Raw genomic sequence first — 20,852 nt, forward strand, 5'->3', positions numbered from 1 at the left:
GCCCGCGAGCCGGGGCCCGCGGGCAGGCCCCGAAACGGGAGCGGGCCCCCGCCTTCCGGTGGGGGCCCGCCCGTCGCGCGCCTGGGATCAGGCGGCGGCGTCGCGCATCGCGGCCCAGACCCGCGCGGGGCTGAGCGGCATGTCGACATGGGCCACCTTGTGCCCGCCGGCGTTCAGCGCGTCGAGCACCGCGTTGACCAGCGCCGGCGGCGAGCCGATCGCCCCCGCCTCGCCGCAGCCCTTCACGCCCAGCGGGTTGTGGGTGCAGGGGGTCTGGCAGGAATGGTCGACGCCGATCATCGGGATGTCGGTCGCCCGCGGCATGGCGTAGTCCATGTAGGTGCCGGTCAGCAGCTGCCCGGTCTCGTCGTAGACGCAGCTCTCCAGCAGCGCCTGGCCGATGCCCTGGGCGACGCCGCCCTGCACCTGGCCCTCGACGATCATCGGGTTGACCACGTTGCCGAAGTCGTCCGCCGCCCAGAAGCCCAGCACCTCCACCTTGCCGGTGTCGGGATCGACCTCGACCTCGCAGGCGTAGGCGCCGGCGGGGTAGGTGAAGTTGGAGGGGTCGTAGAAGGCCTGCTCCTCCAGCCCCGGCTCGAGTTCCTCGAGCGGGTAGTTGTGGGGCACGTAGGCGGCCAGCGCCACCTCGCCGAAGGCCACCGAGCGGTCGGTGCCCTTGACGGTGAACTGGCCGTTCTCGAAGGCCACGTCCTCGGCCGAGGCCTCCATCAGGTGGGCGGCGATCTTGCGGGCCTTCTCGATCACCTTCTTCGTGGCGTTGACGATGGCCGAGCCGCCCACGGACAGCGAGCGCGAGCCGTAGGTGCCCATGCCCATCGAGCCTTTCGAGGTGTCGCCGTGGACGATCTCGATCTGGTCCTCGGGCAGGCCGAGCATGTCGGCGACCACCTGGGCGAAGGTCGTCTCGTGCCCCTGGCCGTGGGAGTGCGTTCCGGTCCAGACCACCACGCCGCCGGCGGCGTTGACCCGGACCTGGGCGCTCTCGAACAGGCCCGCCCGGGCGCCGAGCTGGCCGGCGAGGCGGGAGGGGGCGAGGCCGCAGGCCTCGATGTAGCTCGCCACCCCGAAGCCGCGCAGCTTGCCGCGTTTCGCGCTCTCGGTCTTGCGGGCCTCGAAGCCGGCGCGGTCGGAGATCTCGACGAGCTTGTCCATGGTCGCGGCGTAGTTGCCGGTGTCGTATTCCACCGCCACGGGGGTCGCGTAGGGGAAGCGGTCGGCGGGGATGAAGTTCTTCCGCCGCAGCTCGATGGGGTCGAGGCCGAGTTCGCGGGCGGCCTGGTCGATGACCCGCTCGAGCTGGTAGGTCGCCTCCGGCCGGCCGGCGCCGCGGTAGGCGTCGACGGGCACGGTGTTGGTGAACACCGCGCGCACGTTCACGGTGATCTTGGGCGTCAGGTAGTTCCCCGCCATCAGCGTCCCGTGCAGGTAGGTCGGGATCGAGGAGGCGAAGGTCGAGAGATACGCGCCCATGTTGGCCAGCGTGTCCGTGCGCAGCGCGAGGAACTTGCCCTCGGCATCCAGCGCCAGCTCGATCTTGGTGACGTGATCGCGGCCCTGGGCGTCCGAGATGAAGGCCTCGGCCCGCTCGGAGGTCCACTTGACGGGGCGGTTGATCTGCTTGGCCGCCAGCGTCACCAGCGCCTCTTCGGCGTAGTGGTAGATCTTCGTTCCAAAACCGCCGCCGACGTCGGGGGCCACAACCCGCAGCTTGTGCTCGGGGATGCCCAGCACGAAGGCGCCCATCAGCAGGCGGATCACGTGGGGGTTCTGGGAGGTGGTGTAGAGCGTGTGCTCGCCCGAGTGGCGGGCGTAGTCGCCGATGGCGGCGCGGGGCTCCATCGGGTTGGCGACGAGGCGGTTGTTGATCAGCTCCAGCGTGGTGACGTGGGCGGCGGAGGCGAAGGCCGCGTCGGTCTCCTCCTGCGGGGTGCCGAAGGTCCAGTCGTAGCACAGGTTGCCGGGCGCATCCTCGTGCACGTCGCCGGCGCCGTCCTTCAGCGCCTTGCGCATGTCGATGACGGCCGGGAGCTCGGCGAGGTCCATCTCGATCATCTCGGCGGCGTCGCGGGCCTGGGCGTAGGTCTCGGCGACGACGAGCGCCACGGGGTCGCCGACGTGGCGGACCTTGCCGTGGGCGAGGATCGGGTGCTTGGGCTCCTTCATCGGCGAGCCGTCGCGCGAGTGGATCAGCCAGCCGCAGGGCAGGCCGCCGACCGCCTCGACGTCGGCGCCGGTCAGGACCAACAGCACGCCGGGCGCGGCCCTGGCGGCGGAGGTGTCGAGCGCGTTGATCCGGGCGTGGGCCACGGGCGAGCGCAGGATCGCCGCGTAGGCCTGGCCGGGCAGGTTGATGTCGTCGGTGTAACGCCCCGCGCCGGTGAGGAAGCGCACGTCCTCCCGCCGCTTGGAACTGGCGCCGATGCCGAAATCCTTGGGCATGTGGGTCTCCCTGGCTGAGCCGTCGGTCGCGGGCCGTGCTCCCTGCCGCGCCGCCGGTCTGGATTCGCTGGGCCGAGGCCGGCGCGGGGCCGGTCTCCGGGTCGGATCAGCGGGGCGTGGGGGCGCGGCGCGCGGGCCTTGCGGCCGCGCCGGAATAGGGATTGCGCCTGTCCACGCCTGGCATCGCCCGATCCTCCCGTCTGGTTCTGGTTGTCCCGCGCGGTCCGGGCGGGGCCCGAGCGAGTCCGGGGATCGTAGACGCCCGGCGCGGGCGGTCAATGCATTTCCCGGCGCCCGGCCCCGCGGCGGGCGGCGCCGCGTCGGCCCTCGCGCCCGGGGCGAGGGCGCGCCCGCGGCGCGGGGCGGGCGTGCGCGCCCGGGGCGTGGGGCGCCGGCTGCGGGCGTCGGCGGCGGCAGGCGACGCAGGCTCGGCGTCGAGGCCGGGACGCGCCGCGTCGGGCGCGTCGCTGGCGGGAGCGGGCGCGCCCGCGGCGCGGAGGCGGGCGGAGGCGCGCAGGGCCAGGGGCGCGGGCGGCGGGCGTCTCGGCCGGACGGGGCGGCGCGGCGCGCGGGCGGGCGGCGGGCGTCGCGCCGGCCGCGCTCCACGCGCTGCGCCCGGGGGCGTCAGGCGCCGTCGGCCGGCTTCTCGCGGGGGCTGCGGCCGGAGGGGGCGGCGAGACTGTAGGGCAGCAGGTCGCGGCGCGAGTGGTCCACCGCGATCGCGGCCTTCAGCGGCGGGACCGAGCGTTGGTGGCAGTCGGCGCGCTCGCATATCCGGCAGCTCACCCCGATGGGCTCGTAGGAGGCCGGCGAGGCGAGGTCGAGGTCGTCGGCATAGACCAGCCGGTCGGCGAACTTCACCTCGCAGCCCAGGCCGATGGCGTAGCGGCGGGTGGGGCGGCGGAAGCCGCCGCCGGGCTTGGTCACGTCGCGGGCGAGGCTGATGTAGCGCACGCCGTCCGGCGTCTCGGCGAGCTGGCGCAGCAGGCGGCCGGGCGTCTCGAACGCCTGGTGCACGTTCCACAGCGGGCAGGCCGAGCCGTAGCGGGCGAACTGCAGGCGGGTCGCCGAGTGTCGCTTGGTGATGGTCCCCGCCTGGTCCACCCGCACGAACCAGAACGGCACCCCCTGGGCGCCGCGGCGCTGAAGGGTGGAGAGGCGGTGGGCCACCTGCTCGATCGAGGCGCCGAACTGGTCGGCCAGCAGCTCGATGTCGTGGCGCTGCTCCTCGGCCGCCTCCTGGAAGGCGGCGTAGGGGAGGACGGCGGCGCCGGCGAAGTAGTTGGCCAGCCCGATCTTGCAGATCTCCCGCGCCTCCTCCGAGCCGAAACCCGCGAGGTCGAGCGTCGCCTCGATCAGGTCCCCGTAGGAGGTCAGCGCCACCTGCACCGCCGCCTGGAAGGCGCGGGTGGCCGAGGAGGTGCGCGACGAGAGGGTCAGCTCGTCCCCGACCATCACCCGCAGCGCCGGCGTGTCGCCGATGCGCAGCCGGATGCCGTGGCGGTCCGCCAGCCAGTCGGCGGCGGCCTGCAGGCGGTCGCGGCCCGGGTCGGGGCGCCCGAAGCCGGTGGCGGCGGCGAAGCTCTCGGCCGCGCGGTCCACGGCGTCGATGTAGTTGTCGCAGTAGTGGAAGAAGTCGCGCACCTCCTCCCAGGGCTGGGGGGCCAGCGCATCCTCGCGCCCCAGCGCGTCGTCGAGCGAGGCCAGCCGCTCCCCCCGCTGGCGGAAGGCGCGGTGCAGGGTCAGGAAGGCGCGGGCGAGCGCGGGGGCGTTGGTGGCGGCGAGCTCCAGGTCCGCCGGCGGCGGCGCCGCGCCGTCGAACACCGGGTCGGCCAGCGCCTCGCGCATGTCGGCGGTCAGGCGTTGGGATTCGCCCACCGAGAGGGTGGAGAGGTTGACCCCGAACCGCTCCGACAGCGCGATCACCACCGCCGCCGAGACGGGGCGGTGGTTGTTCTCCATCTGGTTGAGGTAGCTCAGCGAGATCCCCAGCGCCTCGGCATAGGCGGCCTGGGTCAGGCCCTGCTCGCGGCGCACCTCTCGCAGGCGGACGCCGGCGTAGAGCTTTCGGGCGCGGGTCAATGGGGCCTCCCCCGGCGGGCGCCGGCGTCTTCGCAACTTTGCAATTCGCAAAGCCGGTTCTTCGTAATCTTCGCAGCTCCGCGCGACAAGGCTTTTCGCCGGGCGTCCCGCAGCGATACGGTGCGCGGCCGGTATGGGACGGAACTCGGCCGAGAGAAGGGACCCCGATGAACGACATCCTCGCGGAGCTTGAACTTCGGCGCCAGACGGCGCGCCTGGGCGGCGGCCAGAAGCGGATCGACAGCCAGCATGCCAAGGGCAAGCTGACGGCGCGCGAGCGCATCGAGCTGTTCCTGGACGAGGGCTCCTTCGAGGAGTTCGACATGTTCGTGGCCCACCGCTGCACCGACTTCGGCATGGAGCAGGACCGCCCCTACGGCGACGGCGTGGTCACCGGCTGGGGCACGGTCAACGGCCGCCAGGTCTATGTCTTCTCCCAGGACTTCACGGTGTTCGGCGGCTCGCTGTCCGAGACCCACGCCCAGAAGATCTGCAAGATCATGGACATGGCGATGCGCAACGGCGCGCCGGTGATCGGGCTGAACGACTCGGGCGGCGCCCGCATCCAGGAGGGCGTGGCCTCGCTCGCGGGCTACGCCGAGGTGTTCCAGCGCAACATCATGGCCTCGGGCGTGGTGCCGCAGATCTCGGTGATCATGGGGCCCTGCGCCGGCGGCGCGGTCTATTCGCCCGCCATGACCGACTTCATCTTCATGGTGCGCGACTCGTCCTACATGTTCGTCACCGGCCCCGACGTGGTGAAGACGGTGACCAACGAGGTGGTCACCGCCGAGGAGCTCGGCGGCGCCAAGACCCACACCTCGAAGTCCTCGGTCGCCGACGGCGCCTACGACAACGACGTCGAGGCGCTGATCCAGACCCGTCGCCTGGTGGACTTCCTGCCGCTCTCGAACCGCGAGAAGCCGCCCGTGCGGCCCTTCTTCGACTCGGTCGACCGGGTGGAGACCAGCCTCGACACGCTGATCCCCGACAACCCCAACAAGCCCTACGACATGAAGGAGCTGATCGAGAAGATCGCCGACGAGAGCGACTTCTTCGAGATCCAGGCCGACTTCGCCAAGAACATGATCACCGGCTTCATCCGCATGGAGGGCGAGACGGTCGGCGTCGTCGCCAACCAGCCGATGGTGCTGGCGGGGTGCCTGGACATCGACAGCAGCCGCAAGGCCGCGCGCTTCGTGCGCTTCTGCGACTGCTTCAACATACCGATCCTGACGCTGGTCGACGTGCCGGGCTTCCTGCCGGGCACCGGCCAGGAATACGGCGGCGTCATCAAGCACGGCGCCAAGCTGCTGTTCGCCTACGGCGAGGCGACGGTGCCCAAGGTCACCGTCATCACCCGCAAGGCCTACGGCGGCGCCTACGACGTCATGGCCTCCAAGCACCTGCGCGGCGACATCAACTACGCCTGGCCGACCGCCGAGATCGCGGTGATGGGCGCCAAGGGCGCGACCGAGATCCTCTACCGCAGCGAGCTCGGCGACCCCGAGAAGATCGCGGCGCGGGCCAAGAACTACGAGGACCGTTTCGCGAACCCGTTCGTGGCGGCCGAGAAGGGCTTCATCGACGAGGTGATCATGCCCCAGTCGACCCGCAAGCGGGTCGCCCGGGCCTTCGCCGCGCTTCGCAACAAGAAGCTCGAGAACCCGTGGAAGAAGCACGACAACATTCCGCTGTGATCGCGGAATAGTCCGGCAGGGACCCAGATGGACCATCCCATCTTCCATATGATCGGCGGGGGGCCGCGGCCCGTGGCCCCCTTCAGCCACGCCGTGGAGGCGGACGGCTGGGTGATCCTGACCGGGCAGATGCCCACGGATCCGGCCGCCCCCGACGCCCCGTTGCCCGAGGGCGTCGAGGCGCAGACGCGGCGCGTGATGGAGAACCTCGAGATCGTGCTGAAGGGCGTGGGGCTGGACCTCTCGCACGTCGTGCAGTGCCGCTGCTTCCTCACCGAGTTCGAGCGGGACTACGCGGCCTTCAACGAGACCTACAAGCGCTTCTTCCCCGCAGACCGCCTGCCGGCGCGGACCACCGTGGGCGTGACCGCGCTCGCCGTCGGCGCGCTGGTGGAGATCGACTGCATCGCGAGGCGGCCGGAATGAGCGCGCCGCGCGACATCGCAGGGCAGGGCCGCGGCTCGGCGGCGGGGGCCGACGCCCCGGCCGCGCGCGCCGGCGGGCCCGGGCCGGAATGTCGCGATGACCCGCGCGGCCGCGGCGCCCTATCTCTCGGGGGGACCGGGACGGCGCAGGCCGGCGCCGCGCCCCGGCGGGAGACGCGCGATGCGACGCGATCCGAAACCACCGCACGACCCCTGGCGGCTGGCGAAGTTCCTCGCCCTGCACGCGGCGACCGGGATCGTCGCGGGCTGGGTCTGCCTGCTGATCCTGCTCTGGCTCGACGTGGGCGGGCTGGGCAGCCTGGTCGCACGGGCCGAGCGATCGGAGATGGCGACGGTGCTGCTGGCGATCGGCTTCGGGACCTCGTTCGGCTTCGTGGGCATCGCCTGGGGCGTGCTCGCGGTGCTGCCGCACGAGAAGGACTGAGCGCGGCCGGACCCGCCAGCCCGCAGACGTGGAGACTTTTCCACGCAGCGGAAGGAGTGGGGCGAGACTTCGCCCCCCAGCGCTCGGTTTCCGCCACAGGCGACGCCCATCTCTCTCTCAGCCACGAGCGAGAGAGAGGAAAAGCATCATGTCCATCGGTCGTACCAGCATCCTGCGCCGCGGTCTCCTGTCCGCCTCCGTCCTGGCCCTGGGCCTCGGCGTCGCGGCCTGCGGCAACTCCACCGGCGAGCGGGCGCTCTCCGGCGGCGCGATCGGCGCGGGCGTCGGCGCCGCGGCCGGCGCCGTCACCGGCGGCAGCGCCGCGACGGGCGCCATCGTGGGCGGCGCGGCCGGCGCCGCGACCGGCGCCCTCACCGACGCCGACGACATCCGCCTCGACTGAGGCCGCGGCCCGCACCCGTCCCGCGGGGCGGATGCGGGACCGTTCCGCCCTTGCGGCGACGGGACCGGCGGGGAGCGCGAGCTCCGCGCCGGTTCATCTTCGTCAGGCTTCGTGCGCCGGCGCCACGATCACGGATGCGTCGGTCGCGAAATGGCCCCGGTGCGACGGAACTTCCGCCCTGCTTCGTTTGCATGTTTGGACGAACGTCCGAGCAGAAGGAGGGACGGAATGTCCTCGACGCGTATCATCAATTCCCGCATCGCCCTGGGCGCCGGCGTCGCCGCGCTTCTGCTGGCGGCCGGCTGCGGCAACTCCACCGGCGAGCGGGCGCTCTCCGGCGGCGCCATCGGCGCCGGCGTCGGCGCGGGCGCCGCGGCGGTCACCGGCGGCGACTGGGCGACCGGCGCCATCCTGGGCGGCGCGGCCGGCGCCGCGACCGGCGCCCTCACCGACTCCGACGACATCGATCTCAACGGCAACAACCGCAAGAAGCGTCGCCGCTGGTGATCGCGCGGCCGCGCGCCGGACGGGCCCTGCGCCCGCGCCGGCCCGCGCCGACGTCCAGATGCGCCGCGCGGCCCTGACCGGGCCCGCGCGCGCCATCCATCATCCATCGGCCCGCCGCGCCTCCGCGCGGCGGGCCGTCGTGCATTCCGGGCCGGCCTTCGCCGCCTGACCACCCAACGGGAGGGACGATGTTCAAGAAGATCCTGATCGCCAACCGCGGCGAGATCGCCTGCCGGGTCATCAAGACGGCCCGCAAGATGGGCATCAAGACGGTCGCGGTCTATTCGGACGCCGACAAGAACGCGTTGCATGTGCGCATGGCGGACGAGGCGGTCCACATCGGCCCGCCCCCGGCCTCCGAGTCCTACATCGTGATCGACAAGATCCTGGACGCGATCAAGCGGACGGGCGCCGAGGCGGTGCACCCCGGCTACGGGTTCCTGTCGGAGAACGCGAAGTTCGCCAAGGCGCTGGAAGACGCCGGCGTCGCCTTCATCGGCCCGCCCGCCGGCGCCATCGAGGCGATGGGCGACAAGATCACCTCCAAGAAGCTGGCCGCCGAGGCGGGCGTCTCGACCGTGCCCGGCTACATGGGCCTGATCGACTCGGCCGACGAGGCGGTGAAGATCGCGGGCGAGATCGGCTACCCGGTGATGATCAAGGCCTCCGCCGGCGGCGGCGGCAAGGGCATGCGCATCGCCTGGAACGACCAGGAGGCCCGCGAGGGCTTCCAGTCCTCGAAGAACGAGGCGAAATCCTCGTTCGGCGACGACCGGATCTTCATCGAGAAGTTCGTCACCCAGCCCCGCCACATCGAGATCCAGGTGCTGGGCGACAAGCACGGCAACTGCATCTACCTCAACGAGCGCGAATGCTCGATCCAGCGGCGGAACCAGAAGGTCATCGAGGAGGCGCCCTCGCCGTTCCTGGATGAAGAGACCCGCAAGGCCATGGGCGAGCAGTCCGTGGCGCTGGCCAAGGCAGTGGACTATTGCTCGGCCGGCACGGTGGAGTTCATCGTCGACGGCGACCGCAACTTCTACTTCCTCGAGATGAACACCCGCCTGCAGGTGGAGCATCCCGTCACCGAACTGATCACCGGCATCGACCTGGTCGAGCAGATGATCAAGGTGGCCTGGGGCGAGAAGCTGGAGCTGGAGCAGAAGGACGTCGGCATCAACGGCTGGGCGATCGAGAGCCGGCTTTACGCCGAGGATCCCTACCGCAACTTCCTGCCCTCGATCGGGCGTCTGACCCGCTACAACCCGCCCAAGGAGGTCGCCACCAACTCGATGGCCGTGCGCAACGACACGGGCGTCTTCGAGGGCGGCGAGATCTCGATGTTCTACGATCCGATGATCGCCAAGCTCTGCTCCTGGGCGCCGACGCGCCTGGAGGCGATCGAGGTGATGCGCGACGCGCTCGACGGGTTCGAGGTCGAGGGCATCGGCCACAACCTGCCGTTCTGCGCGGCGGTGATGGACCACCCGCGGTTCGTCTCGGGCGACATCTCCACGGCCTTCATCCAGGAGGAATACCCCGAGGGCTTCGAGGGCGCGACGCTGGCGCCCGAGGCGCTGAAGCGCCTGGCCGCGGCGGCCTCCGCCTTCAACATGATCGTCGAGGGGCGGGCGGCCCAGATCTCGGGCGCGATGCGCAACCACACCCGGCGGGTGGACCCGCACTGGGTGGTGCGGCTCGGCGGCGAGACCTTCGACACGGTGGTGGCCGAGGTCGCCGGCGGCTGGGACGTGACCATCGACGGCGAGACCAGCCGGGTGGAGACGGGCTGGACCCCGGGCAAGACGCTGGCCAGGGCGGTGGTCGACGGCAAGCCGCTGACCGCCAAGGTCTCGCTGGGCGTGGGCGGGGCGCGGGTGCGCTACCGCGGCGCCGACCTGAAGGTGCAGGTGCTGACCCCGCGCCAGGCGGAGCTGGCGGCGATGATGCCGGTCAAGATGCCGCCCGACACCTCCAAGATGCTGCTCTGCCCGATGCCCGGCCTGATCGTCTCGGTCGACGTCGAGGAGGGGCAGGAGGTCCAGGAGGGCCAGGTGCTCGCCGTGGTCGAGGCCATGAAGATGGAGAACGTGCTGCGCGCCGAGAAGAAGGCCGTGGTGACCAAGGTCAACGCCAAGGCCGGCGACAGCCTGGCGGTGGACGACGTCATCATGGAGTTCGAGTGATCCGATGACCCGGTTCCCGGTTCCTTCGCTGGCCTGGGGAGGGGCGGCTTCGGCCGGCGCTCTCCCGGCCTGCGCGGGGCCCGGGGGCGGGCGGATCGCGACGGTCGGGGCGGCCCTCGCGCGGCGCTGCGCGCCGCTCTCGCCCCGCCCGACCGTCCCCGGTCCCGGCGGGCCGGTCGCCTCAGCGGCGGCCGAGCTCCTGCTGGCGGATCGGCAGGCGGTCGATCAGGCGGGCGAGGCTGTCGCCGGTCATCGGCACGGGGCTGCGCTTCTTCACCTCGCCGTCCTTGCCGACCACGATGACGTTGAAGTCGTGGGGGCGGAACTTGCGGCGCAGGTCGGTGGTCTCGTAGCGCGACGGGCCGGGCTCGGTGTCGACGATGACCACCACGTCCCGTTCCTCGAGGTCGGCGGCGACGCGCTCGAACTCGGAGATCTGGCGGATCAGGCGCGGGTCGCGGTCGTTGTTGGCGAAGACGATCACCGGGCGCGCGACCCACAGGTACTGCGCCAGCGGATCCGCGCCCTCCTGCGCCCGCGCGGGGCGGAGGCCGGCGAGCGGCAGCAGCGCAAGGGTCGCGAGGAGGCGTCGGCGAAGGATCATCGGCTCCCGTTCCGCAGGACCGCCGCGAGGCGGTCGGGTCGGGAACCGATATAGGCGATCGCGTCGGGCGCGGCCACCCGCGCCGGCCGACGGGTCGCAGGCGGAAGGCCGCGCGCAGGCGCGGCGCAAGCGGAATCGCCGCGCGGGCGCGGCGGACGGGAGATCGCCGCGGCGCGGCGGGACGAAACCTCACGGCGCGGCGGGCGCCGGAAAGGAGCATCGGGATGGGCAAGTCTGATCTGGAGGCCTGGCGCTCGCTGGCCGAGAAGGAACTGAAGGGCAAGACGCCCGACGACCTGGTCTGGAAGACGATCGAGGGGATCGACGTCAAGCCGCTCTACACCGAGGCGGACCTGGAGGGCGTCGACCACCTCGGCTCGGTGCCCGGGCAGTTCCCCTTCGTGCGCGGCCCGCGGGCCACGATGTACGCGGGCCGTCCCTGGACGATCCGCCAGTATGCCGGCTTCTCGACCGCCGAGGAGTCGAACGCCTTCTACCGCAAGGCCCTGGCGGCGGGTCAGCAGGGCGTCTCGGTCGCCTTCGACCTCGCGACGCACCGCGGCTACGACAGCGATCACCCCCGGGTGATCGGCGACGTGGGCAAGGCGGGCGTGGCCATCGACTCGGTCGAGGACATGAAGATCCTGTTCGACGGGATCCCGCTGGAGAAGATCTCGGTCTCGATGACCATGAACGGGGCGGTGATCCCGATCCTGGCGAACTTCATCGTGGCGGGCGAAGAGCAGGGGGTGGAGCGCAAGCTGCTCTCGGGGACCATCCAGAACGACATCCTCAAGGAGTTCATGGTCCGCAACACCTACATCTATCCGCCCGAGCCCTCGATGAAGATCATCGCGGACATCATCGAGTACACCTCGAACGAGATGCCGAAGTTCAACTCGATCTCGATCTCCGGCTATCACATGCAGGAGGCGGGCGCGAACCTGGTGCAGGAGCTGGCCTTCACCATCGCCGACGGCATGGAATACGTGCGCGCGGCCATGGCCAAGGGCCTGACGGTGGACCAGTTCGCGGGGCGGCTGTCGTTCTTCTTCGCCATCGGCATGAACTTCTTCATGGAGGCCGCGAAGCTCCGCGCCGCCCGCCTGCTGTGGGCGCGCGTGATGGAGGACTTCGGCGCCCAGAAGCCCGGCTCGAAGATGCTTCGCACGCACTGCCAGACGTCGGGCGTCAGCCTCGCCGAGCAGGACCCCTACAACAACGTGATCCGCACCGCCTACGAGGCGATGTCGGCGGCGCTGGGCGGCACCCAGTCGCTGCACACCAACGCGCTGGACGAGGCGGTGGCGCTGCCGACCGAATTCTCCGCGCGCATCGCCCGCAACACCCAGCTGATCCTGCAGGAGGAGACCGGCGTCACCCGGGTGGTCGACCCGCTGGCCGGCTCCTACTACGTCGAGGCGCTGACCGCCGAGCTCAAGGACAAGGCCTGGGCCCTGATCCAGGAGATCGAGGAGATGGGCGGCATGACCAAGGCCGTGGCCTCGGGCATGCCCAAGCTCAGGATCGAGGAATCGGCCGCCATGCGCCAGGCCGGGATCGACCGGGGCGAGGAGGTCATCATCGGGGTGAACAAGTATCGCCTCGAGAAGGAGGACGACCTCGACATCCTCGACATCGACAACGAGGCGGTGCTGCGCAGCCAGGTCGCCCGCCTCGCGAAGATCCGCGAGACGCGCGACCAGGCGGCCTGCGACGCGGCGCTGGCGGAACTGACGAAGGTGGCGGAGACCGGCGAGGGCAACCTGCTGGCCGCCGCGGTCGAGGCGGCGCGCGCCCGCGCCACGGTCGGGGAGATCTCGGACGCCATGGAGAAGACGTTCGGCCGGCATCGCGCCGAGGTGAAGACGCTGTCGGGCGTCTACGGGGCCGCCTACGAGGGCGACGCGGGGTTCAAGGCGATCCAGGACGACGTCGCCGCCTTCGCCGAGGAGGAGGGCCGCCGCCCGCGCATGCTGGTGGTCAAGATGGGCCAGGACGGCCATGACCGCGGCGCCAAGGTGATCGCGACGGCCTTCGCCGACATCGGCTTCGACGTCGACGTTGGCCCGCTGTTCCAGACGCCGGAGGAGGCCGCGGACGATGCGATCGACAACGACGTGCATGTGGTCGGCGTCTCGTCCCAGGCGGCAGGTCACCGCACGCTCGCGCCGAAGTTGATCGAGGCCTTGAAGGCGAAGGGCGCGGGCGACATTCTGGTGATCTGCGGGGGCGTGATCCCGCAGCAGGACTACGACTTCCTGAAGGCCGCGGGGGTGAAGGCGATCTTCGGGCCGGGGACCAACATCCCCGAGGCCGCGAAGAACATCCTGACCCTGATCCGCGAGCAGCGCCGCCCCGAGGCCGCCGAGTAAGGCCTCGCACCCGGTCCCGGGGCCGATCGCTCACGCGGTCCCGGAAACCCGCGCGCCGGCACGCGCGCGGAAGGCCCCGGCATCCCCCAGACGAAGCCGGGGCGGGAGGAAGCGCGAGGGCGCGCCGGTCGGGAGGCCGGCGCGCCCGTTCCGTTTCAGGCGCGCGCGTCCCGGCCCGGCCGCGGCCCGGGGCGGGCGGCGCGCGCTCCGGCTCGGGCGGCCCTCGCGTGCGCTGCGCGCCCGCATCGCCCCGCCCGGCCGTCCCCCTCGCGGGCCTGCGGGCGGGGGCGCGCCCGGGCGGGCAGGGTGCGCGTGCGGCGCTGCGGCATCCCGGCGGGGGGCGCCGGCGCCCCGGCGGCGCTAAGCATGTCCGGACAGGTTCGGGGCCGCGCGGTCCGGGCCGCGCAGCATCAGGCTTCAGGCATCGGGCGGAAGGAGCATCCCCATGAAGGTGGCGATCGTCGGCGCAGGCGGGATCGGGGGCTACCTCGCGGTGCGGCTCGCCGCGGCGGGCAATCCCGTCTCGGTGGTCGCGCGCGGCGCGCATCTCGAGGCGATCCGGGCGCAGGGCCTGACCCTCGAGGAGGCCGGGGGCAGGGCCGCCACCGTGAAGATCCCCGCCGCCACCGACCCGGCGGAGCTGGAGCCCGCCGACCTGGTGATCTTCGCCGTGAAGGGCCACCAGCTCGACGCCGCCATGGAGATGGCGCGCCCTCTGATGGCCGGCGGCGGCGTGGCGCTGCCGATCCTCAACGGCGTCACGGCCACCCCGCGGCTGGAGGCGGTGTTCGGCGAGGGCCGGGCGCTGATCGGCACGGCGCTGGTCTCGGCCGAGATCGTGCGCCCCGGCGTGATCGGCAAGCTCGACAGCGAGACGGGGATCGTCTTCGGCGACCGCGAGGGCCGGCAGGACACCGAGCCCACGGCTTCGGCGCGCGCCATGTTCCTCGCCGCCGGCGCGCCGGCGCCTGCCTCGCCCGACGTGCGCGTCGACCTGTGGCGCAAGATGATCGCCTGGAACGGGACCGGCACGCTGACCGCCGCCGCCCGCTGCACGGTGCACGAGCTGCAGACCGTGCCGGAGTTGCGCGCGCTCTACGAGACGCTGGTGCGCGAGGCGCAGGCGGTGGCGCTGGCCTCGGGCGCGCCGGTGCCCGCGGACACGGCCGAGGCGGTGATCGCGCGCTTCGAGAAGATGTCGGGCAAGATCCGCTCGTCGATGGCCGCGGACCTGGAAGCGGGCCGCCCGCTCGAGCTCGACCACATGACCGGCGCCGTCGCGCGCATGGGCCGCGAGCTGGGCGTGCCGACCCCCTCGACCGCGGCCATGTACGCGATCCTCCTCCCCCACCGCGACGGCCGCTGACCCCCTTCGCGCCGTCGCCCGCCCCCACGCGCCCGTCGCCCCACGCCCTGCCGGGAGCGCCTGTTCTCCGGAGCCGTCTCTCGCTGATGCCGATCAGAGCGACTCGGCCGGAGGGGTCAAGGATCGCGCAGCGACCGGCGAAGCCGGCTCGTCCTTGACCCCTCCGGCCGAGTCGCTCAGGCATCAGAAGCGAGAGACGGATCCGGAGAACAGGCGCGGGCTTGTTCTTTGGTGAGTCAGGAGCCCGCCGGAGGCTCCCTCCTTCCCCCAATCCTCGCACCGCCCCCAGGTCACGCACCCCAGCCAGGCCCGCCCGCAGGGCGCCTCCAGGCCCGCCGCCCCTGCCCTGCGACCCGAGGCCCGGATTGCGCCGCCGCGCGCCCGGCGTCAGTCTCTGCGCCGCAGGGGTCGTCCCTGCGAGGGTTCTGGAGAAAGCGAATGCGGTTCGCGACGGTGGCGACGGGGGGCGTGAACGGCTACCTCGCGGTGAAGCTGGCCGAGGGCGGCGCGGACGTGGCGTGCCTGGCGCGCGGCGCCCATCTCGAGGCGATCCGCGCGCGCGGCCTGCGCCTGGTGGGTCCGGCGGGCGAGAGCGTCGGACGGCCGCGCATCGCCACCGACGACCCGGGCGCGATCGGGCCCGTGGACGTGGTGCTGTTCGCGGTGAAGGCCCAGGACCTCGACGGGGCGGCGCCGCTGTGCCTGCCGCTGATGGGGCCCGAGACGGTGGTGATCCCGTTCCTCAACGGCGTCGAGGCCTCGGGTCGGCTGGAGAGCCACCTCGGCGCCGGCCGGGTGCTGGAGGGGACCTGCGGGATCTCGATCTTCCTGGGCGAGCCGGGTCGGCTGGACATGGCCTCCTCCTTCGCCTGGTACAAGTTCGCCGAGCGCGACGGGACCCGCTCGGAGCGCGCCGAGGCCATCGCCTCGGCGATGCGGGCGGCGGGCGTGGACGCGGTCGTGCCCGAGGACATCCGGGTCGAGCTCTGGCGGAAGTTCCTGATGCTGGCGACGCTGTCGGGGGTGACGGCGGCGGGGCGCTGCTCTGCCGGCGACATCCAGGCCTCGCCGGCGCTGAGCGCGCTGGCGGCCGAGTGCGTGGCCGAGATCGGGGCGCTGGCGCGCGCCACGGGCGTGCCCATCGCCGAGGCCGACGAGGCCCGGACCCTGCAGACCATCGCCGGCTTCGCGGCGGGGATGCGGGCGAGCATGGCCAAGGACCTCGACGCCGGCCGGCCGCTGGAGGTGGACTGGCTCTCGGGCGCGGTGGCGCGGCTCTCGGCGGCCGAGGGGCTGGACGCGCCGGCGCATCGCACCATCGCGGCGCTGCTGGCGCCGTGGCGGCTGGGGCGGCGGGGCTGAGGCTGTCGGGCGCGTGGGCGCCCTGCGGGCGGGCTTGGGCCTTGGGATGGCGGGGCGCCTGGCTGGGGGAGGGCGGGAGCCTCCGGCGGGCTCCTGACTCACCCGGGAACAGGCGCTTCGCGAGGAGGCCGGTTCGGGGCGCCGGGCGTCGCGGGCGGAGGTCTGGTGTTGGTTCCGGGGCAGAGGCGCGGCCGGCGGCGGAGGCCGGGAGCGCGGGGAGGGCGCGGCGGCCGCGTCGCGCGCGGCCGCCGTGCCGGGGCGGTTTGGCGGGCCTGCGGCCCGCCGGGGGTCACTCGGCGGGCTTGTGGCCCGCGTCCAGTCCCGCCACCTGCTCGGCGGGGGCGACCTGGCCCGCCGCCTCGTGGGGCTTGGTCAGCAGGCGCAGCACCAGGTAGCCGCAGACCGCCGAGAGCAGCGAGCCGGTCAGCACGCCCAGGCGCACGTCCGCGGCATGCTGCACGTCCGAGAAGCTGAGCCCGCCGATGAACAGCGACATGGTGAAGCCGATGCCCGCCAGCAGCGCCGCGCCGTAGAGCTTGGGCCAGGTGATCCCCTCGGGCAGGCGCACCAGGCCCAGTTTCACCGTCAGGAAAGACGCGCCGAACACGCCCACCTGCTTGCCGATGAACAGGCCCGCGGCGATGCCCAGCGGCACCGGCTCGAGCAGGGAGGCGAAGCTCATCCCCTGCAGCGAGAGCCCCGCGTTGGCGAAGGCGAAGACCGGCACGATGAAGAAGAACACGTAAGGCGTCAGCCCGTGTTCGATCGAGTGCAGCGGCGAGGAGCCGTGGCGCGAGCGCAGCGGGATGAAGAAGGCCAGCAGCACGCCCGCGATGGTCGCGTGCACGCCCGACTTCAGCACCAGGAACCACAGCACCAGGCCCAGCATCAGGATCGGCGCCACCCGGTGCGCGCCGCGCAGGTTCAGCCACAGCATCCCCGCCATCGGGATCAGGGCGTAGGCGAGATACTCGGGCTTCAGCTCGGCCGTGTAGAAGATCGCGATGATCAGGATCGCGCCGATGTCGTCCAGGATCGCCAGCGTCAGCAGGAAGACCTTGAGCGAGGGGTGAATCCGGTCGCCGAGCAGCGCCAGGATGCCCAGCGCGAAGGCGATGTCGGTGGCCGCCGGAATCGCCCAGCCGGCCAGCGTCTCGGGCGTCGACCAGTTCAGCGCGGCGTAGATCACCGCGGGGACCGCCATGCCCCCGATCGCGGCGATGCCGGGCAGGATCACGTCGGCGGGGTTCTTGAGCTTGCCTTCCAGGAACTCGCGCTTCAGCTCGAGGCCCACCAGGAAGAAGAAGATCGCCATCAGGCCGTCGTTGATCCACAGGATCAGGGGCTTTTCGATGCCCTCGCCGGCGTAGGTGAAGTCGAGATAGCCGTTGAGGGTCGTGTCGTACCAAACCGCCAGCGGCGAGTTGTAGACGACCAGCGCGGCCACGGCCGACATCAGCAGCAATATCCCGCCAGCGGCCTCGTGTCGGAACAATCGGTCGATGGCGCGGATGATCATGGGCGATCCCTCTCCTCTGGAATTTTCGCGTCAGGAAACCATTTGGGATTTCAGACCCCCGTTTCAACGCGCCCCCGCCCGCGGCCGCGCGAGTTTTCACTGCGCGTTGCCGTCGCGGGTGACGCGGGGTCGCTTCCTCACCGTTTCGTGACCGCTTCGCGATCTGCGCGCGACGCTTGCCCCGGCGCGCGCAATGGGCCATTGGGTCCGTCCGGAATTCGCGCCGCGAAGTCGGCGCCGCCGGGGGAGCGGGAGGCGTTCCCCCCGGCGAGAACGGGAGGAAGGTCATGAGCGAAGACCGCACCCAGGACGCGGCCCGGCAGGCGGCGCTGGACTATCACGAGTTTCCCAAGCCCGGGAAACTGGAGATCCGCGCCACCAAGCCCATGGCCAACCAGCGCGACCTGAGCCGCGCCTACAGCCCGGGCGTGGCCGAGGCCTGCCTCGAGATCGAGAAGGACCCGCTGGCCGCCGCCCGCTACACCGCGCGCGGCAACCTGGTCGCCGTGATCTCCAACGGCACCGCGGTGCTGGGGCTGGGCGACATCGGCGCCGCCGCCTCCAAGCCGGTGATGGAGGGCAAGGCGGTCCTCTTCAAGAAATTCGCCAACATCGACTGCTTCGACATCGAGGTCTCCGAGCGCGATCCGCGCAAGCTCGCCGACATCGTGGCGGCGCTGGAGCCGACCTTCGGGGCCATCAACCTCGAGGACATCGCCGCCCCCGACTGCTTCGAGGTCGAGGAGCTGTGCAAGGCGAAGATGAACATCCCCGTCTTCCACGACGACCAGCACGGCACCGCCATCGTGGTGGCCGCCGCGGCGCTGAACGCCATGCGGGTCGCCCAGAAGAAGTTCGAGGAGATCAAGGTCGTCTCGATGGGCGGGGGCGCGGCGGGCATCGCCTGCCTCAACCTGCTGCTGACGCTCGGCGTGAAGCGGGAGAACGTCTGGCTGCTGGACCGCAAGGGCCTGATCTACAAAGGCCGCGGCGACAACATGGGCGCCCAGAAGGAATCTTATGCGCGCGCGCCGGAGGACGCGGAGGGGGGCACGACGCTCGACGACGCCATCGGCGGCGCGGACATGTTCCTCGGCCTCTCGGCGGCCAACGTGATGACGAAGGAGATGGTCGCCAAGATGGCCGACCGTCCGATCATCTTCGGCCTGGCCAACCCGATCCCCGAAATCATGCCCGAGCTCGCCCGCGAGGCGAAGCCGGACGCGCTGATCGCCACCGGCCGCTCGGACTATCCCAACCAGGTCAACAACGTCCTGTGCTTCCCGTTCATCTTCCGCGGCGCCCTCGACGTCGGCGCGCGGGAAATCAACGAGGAGATGAAGATCGCCTGCGTGAAGGCGATCGCGGACCTCGCCCTGCAGGCCGGCTCGGCCGAGGCCGCCGCCGCCTACCGCGGCGAGCGGCTGGTGTTCGGGCCCGAATACCTCATCCCCAAGCCCTTCGATCCGCGACTGCTGCCCGCCGTCGCCTCGGCCGTCGCCAGGGCGGCGATGGACTCGGGCGTCGCCGCCCGGCCGATCGAGGATCTCGACGCCTACCGCCACCAGCTCGAGAACTCGCAGTTCCGCTCTTCGCTGGTGATGCGCCCGGTGTTCGAGGCCGCGCGCACCTCCGAGCGGCGGATCGTCTTCGCCGAGGGCGAGGACGAGCGGGTGCTGCGCGCCGCCCACGCGATGCTGGAGGAGACGACCCACAAGCCGATCCTGATCGGCCGTCCCGAGGTCGTGGCCCACCGGCTCGAGCGCTACGGCCTGCCGATCGAGGCCGGGCGCGACTTCGAGCTGGTGAACCCCGAGTCCGATCCCCGCTATCGCGACTACTGGGAGACCTACCACCAGGCCATGCAGCGCCGCGGCGTGACCCCGGACCTGGCCCGCGCCGTGCTGCGCACCAACACCACCGCCATCGCGGCGGTGATGGTGCGCCAGGGCGACGCCGACAGCCTGATCTGCGGCACCTTCGGCCAGTACCTGTGGCACCTCAACTACGTGACCCAGATGCTGGCGACCGACGGGCTGAAGCCCGTGGGGGGCCTGTCGCTGATGCTGCTGGAACGCGGGCTGGTGTTCATCGCCGACACCCAGGTCCACCCGGACCCGACGGCCGAGGAGATCGCCGAGATCGCCGTCGGCGCCGCGCGCCACTGCCGCCGCTTCGGGATGGAGCCGAAGGTGGCGCTGCTCTCGCACTCCCAGTTCGGCAACATGGACATCCCCTCGGGACGCAAGATGCGCCGGGCGATGGAGATCCTCGACGAGGAAGACCGCGGCTTCGCCTACGAGGGCGAGATGCACGCCGACGCCGCGCTCGATCCCGAGATCCGCGACCGCATCTTCCCCAACTCGCGCATCGAGGGGGCGGCGAACATCCTGATCCTGCCCAACGCCGACGCGGCCTCGGGGATGCGCAACGTGCTCAAGCAGATGTCGGGGGCGCTCGAGGTCGGGCCGATCCTGATGGGGATGGGCAACCGGGCGCATATCGTGACGCCGTCGATCACCGCGCGGGGGCTTCTGAACATCGCCGCCCTCGCCTCGACGCCGATGACCTCCTACGCCTGAGCCGGAGCGGGGACGGGGTGGACGCGCTTCAGCTTCTCGCCTTCGTCCCCGCGGCGCTGCTGATGGCGCTGACGCCGGGGCCCTCGAACCTGCTGGCCTTCGCCAACGCCGCCACCCGCGGATGGGGGGCGGCGGTGGCGGGGGCCTTCGGGCGGCTCGCGGCCTATGCGGCTCTGATCGCGGGGGTGGCCTTCGGGCTGGGGGCGCTGCTGGCGGCCTCGGCCGGGGTCGCGGCCGCGATCAAGTGGGCGGGGGTCGCCTATCTCGCCTGGCTCGCCTGGAAGCTGTGGTCGGCGCCGGTCGAGGGGGCGATGGCCGAGGCCCAAGCGCAGGCGAAGCGCCTGTCGGGCCTGCGGGTTCTGGCGCGGCGGGAGTTTCTGACCGGCATTGCAAACCCCAAGGCGCTGGTGTTGTTTACGGCGTTCCTGCCGCAGTTCGTGCAGCCCGGGGCGGCGGCCGGATTCGCCGCGCAGCTGCTGACGCTGGGCGCGGTCTACCTGGTCTGCGAGCTGGCCGCGGCCGCGACCTGGGCCGCCGCCGGGGCCCTGCTGGGCGCGGGCGGCATGAGCCGGGCGCGCCGGCGCGCGGTCAACCGCGTCTCGGGCGGGCTGCTGGCGCTGGCCGCGCTGCTGCTGGCCCGCGCCGGCCGCGCCGCCTGACGTCCCGCGGCCTGCCGTCGCGGCGGCGGCGGACATGAGATGGATCAAGGCGCGCGGACGCGCCCGCGCGCCATGACCACGGACGGAGCGCGCCCGCGCGCGCGCCGGCAGGACGCGCGCGGGAGGCGCGCGTCCGCTCCGGGGGCGGAGAGGAGCCGCCCCCCTCGTCGGCGG

The 20,852-nt window shown here is 72.1% G+C and carries 15 protein-coding genes; 11 read left to right on the forward strand and 4 right to left on the reverse strand.

The features are described 5' to 3' along the window. Nucleotides 1-87: 87 nt before the first annotated feature. Together BM064_RS05125 and BM064_RS05130 are read right to left on the reverse strand one after the other, a co-directional pair. The gene (locus tag BM064_RS05125; RefSeq protein ID WP_092858517.1) at nt 88-2,463 is read right to left on the reverse strand and encodes a xanthine dehydrogenase family protein molybdopterin-binding subunit; all 2,376 of its coding nucleotides are present in this window, start codon (nt 2,461-2,463) and stop codon (nt 88-90) included. A gap of 624 nt (nt 2,464-3,087) precedes the next feature. After that, nucleotides 3,088-4,545: a helix-turn-helix domain-containing protein gene (locus BM064_RS05130; protein ID WP_092858519.1), complete on the reverse strand. Its 1,458-nt coding sequence runs from the start codon at nt 4,543-4,545 to the stop codon at nt 3,088-3,090. 167 nt (nt 4,546-4,712) lie between these two features. Here BM064_RS05130 and BM064_RS05135 point away from each other — a divergent pair, with 167 nt between their 5' ends. The 6 genes from BM064_RS05135 to BM064_RS05160 all read left to right on the forward strand — a co-directional run bounded on the left by BM064_RS05135 (nt 4,713) and on the right by BM064_RS05160 (nt 10,211). Then, nucleotides 4,713-6,245, forward strand: coding sequence for an acyl-CoA carboxylase subunit beta (locus BM064_RS05135; protein WP_092858521.1), 1,533 nt, complete (start codon nt 4,713-4,715; stop codon nt 6,243-6,245). Between the two features lie 27 nt (nt 6,246-6,272). Further along, nucleotides 6,273-6,671 carry a RidA family protein gene (locus tag BM064_RS05140; RefSeq protein WP_218160955.1) on the forward strand — a complete coding sequence of 133 codons (399 nt, stop codon included), beginning with the start codon at nt 6,273-6,275 and terminating at the stop codon, nt 6,669-6,671. A gap of 180 nt (nt 6,672-6,851) precedes the next feature. Beyond that, a complete protein-coding gene (locus BM064_RS05145) occupies nt 6,852-7,115 on the forward strand; it encodes a hypothetical protein (protein ID WP_092858523.1) in 264 nt (87 codons plus the stop codon). 148 nt (nt 7,116-7,263) lie between these two features. Beyond that, nucleotides 7,264-7,518, forward strand: coding sequence for a hypothetical protein (locus BM064_RS05150; protein ID WP_092858525.1), 255 nt, complete (start codon nt 7,264-7,266; stop codon nt 7,516-7,518). A gap of 228 nt (nt 7,519-7,746) precedes the next feature. Next, nucleotides 7,747-8,025 (forward strand): hypothetical protein, encoded by a 279-nt coding sequence (locus tag BM064_RS05155; protein ID WP_092858527.1) that lies wholly within the window; start codon nt 7,747-7,749, stop codon nt 8,023-8,025. A 188-nt stretch (nt 8,026-8,213) separates the two neighbouring features. Then, on the forward strand, nt 8,214-10,211 hold the full coding sequence (locus BM064_RS05160; protein WP_092858529.1) for an acetyl-CoA carboxylase biotin carboxylase subunit: 1,998 nt from the start codon (nt 8,214-8,216) through the stop codon (nt 10,209-10,211). A 181-nt stretch (nt 10,212-10,392) separates the two neighbouring features. On the opposite strand, the gene BM064_RS05165 is transcribed toward BM064_RS05160, so the two are convergent. Next, a complete protein-coding gene (locus BM064_RS05165; RefSeq protein ID WP_092858531.1) occupies nt 10,393-10,815 on the reverse strand; it encodes a DUF4174 domain-containing protein in 423 nt (140 codons plus the stop codon). Nucleotides 10,816-11,039: 224 nt separating this feature from the next. On the opposite strand from BM064_RS05165, the gene scpA reads away from it, so the two are divergent. The 3 genes from scpA to BM064_RS05180 all read left to right on the forward strand — a co-directional run bounded on the left by scpA (nt 11,040) and on the right by BM064_RS05180 (nt 15,918). Continuing rightward, nucleotides 11,040-13,190: a methylmalonyl-CoA mutase gene (scpA, locus tag BM064_RS05170; RefSeq protein WP_092858533.1), complete on the forward strand. Its 2,151-nt coding sequence runs from the start codon at nt 11,040-11,042 to the stop codon at nt 13,188-13,190. 445 nt (nt 13,191-13,635) lie between these two features. Continuing rightward, nucleotides 13,636-14,556, forward strand: a complete 921-nt coding sequence (locus tag BM064_RS05175; protein ID WP_092858535.1) for a ketopantoate reductase family protein — start codon at nt 13,636-13,638, stop codon at nt 14,554-14,556. Nucleotides 14,557-14,994: 438 nt separating this feature from the next. Next, complete coding sequence (locus tag BM064_RS05180) at nt 14,995-15,918, forward strand: ketopantoate reductase family protein (protein ID WP_092858537.1); 924 nt, start codon at nt 14,995-14,997, stop codon at nt 15,916-15,918. A gap of 289 nt (nt 15,919-16,207) precedes the next feature. Here BM064_RS05180 and nhaA read toward each other — a convergent pair whose 3' ends face one another. After that, nucleotides 16,208-17,437: a Na+/H+ antiporter NhaA gene (nhaA, locus tag BM064_RS05185; protein WP_092858539.1), complete on the reverse strand. Its 1,230-nt coding sequence runs from the start codon at nt 17,435-17,437 to the stop codon at nt 16,208-16,210. Between the two features lie 287 nt (nt 17,438-17,724). Here nhaA and BM064_RS05190 point away from each other — a divergent pair, with 287 nt between their 5' ends. Both BM064_RS05190 and BM064_RS05195 read left to right on the forward strand, forming a co-directional pair. After that, nucleotides 17,725-20,019 (forward strand): NADP-dependent malic enzyme, encoded by a 2,295-nt coding sequence (locus tag BM064_RS05190; RefSeq protein WP_092858541.1) that lies wholly within the window; start codon nt 17,725-17,727, stop codon nt 20,017-20,019. 17 nt (nt 20,020-20,036) lie between these two features. Further along, nucleotides 20,037-20,678, forward strand: a complete 642-nt coding sequence (locus BM064_RS05195; RefSeq protein ID WP_092858543.1) for a LysE family translocator — start codon at nt 20,037-20,039, stop codon at nt 20,676-20,678. The last annotated feature ends 174 nt before the right edge of the window (nt 20,679-20,852 follow it).

This window comes from Albimonas pacifica (genome assembly GCF_900113695.1).
GTDB classification, from domain to species: domain Bacteria; phylum Pseudomonadota; class Alphaproteobacteria; order Rhodobacterales; family Rhodobacteraceae; genus Albimonas; species Albimonas pacifica.

What these genes read in the sequence shown, in the direction of transcription:
- BM064_RS05125 (WP_092858517.1), bottom strand. Translation starts at nt 2,463, where the DNA reads ATGCCCAAGGATTTCGGCATCGGCGCCAGTTCCAAGCGGCGGGAGGAC.
- BM064_RS05135 (WP_092858521.1), top strand. Translation starts at nt 4,713, where the DNA reads ATGAACGACATCCTCGCGGAGCTTGAACTTCGGCGCCAGACGGCGCGC.
- BM064_RS05140 (WP_218160955.1), top strand. Translation starts at nt 6,273, where the DNA reads ATGGACCATCCCATCTTCCATATGATCGGCGGGGGGCCGCGGCCCGTG.
- BM064_RS05145 (WP_092858523.1), top strand. Translation starts at nt 6,852, where the DNA reads ATGCGACGCGATCCGAAACCACCGCACGACCCCTGGCGGCTGGCGAAG.
- BM064_RS05150 (WP_092858525.1), top strand. Translation starts at nt 7,264, where the DNA reads ATGTCCATCGGTCGTACCAGCATCCTGCGCCGCGGTCTCCTGTCCGCC.
- BM064_RS05155 (WP_092858527.1), top strand. Translation starts at nt 7,747, where the DNA reads ATGTCCTCGACGCGTATCATCAATTCCCGCATCGCCCTGGGCGCCGGC.
- BM064_RS05160 (WP_092858529.1), top strand. Translation starts at nt 8,214, where the DNA reads ATGTTCAAGAAGATCCTGATCGCCAACCGCGGCGAGATCGCCTGCCGG.
- BM064_RS05165 (WP_092858531.1), bottom strand. Translation starts at nt 10,815, where the DNA reads ATGATCCTTCGCCGACGCCTCCTCGCGACCCTTGCGCTGCTGCCGCTC.
- scpA (WP_092858533.1), top strand. Translation starts at nt 11,040, where the DNA reads ATGGGCAAGTCTGATCTGGAGGCCTGGCGCTCGCTGGCCGAGAAGGAA.
- BM064_RS05175 (WP_092858535.1), top strand. Translation starts at nt 13,636, where the DNA reads ATGAAGGTGGCGATCGTCGGCGCAGGCGGGATCGGGGGCTACCTCGCG.
- BM064_RS05180 (WP_092858537.1), top strand. Translation starts at nt 14,995, where the DNA reads ATGCGGTTCGCGACGGTGGCGACGGGGGGCGTGAACGGCTACCTCGCG.
- nhaA (WP_092858539.1), bottom strand. Translation starts at nt 17,437, where the DNA reads ATGATCATCCGCGCCATCGACCGATTGTTCCGACACGAGGCCGCTGGC.
- BM064_RS05190 (WP_092858541.1), top strand. Translation starts at nt 17,725, where the DNA reads ATGAGCGAAGACCGCACCCAGGACGCGGCCCGGCAGGCGGCGCTGGAC.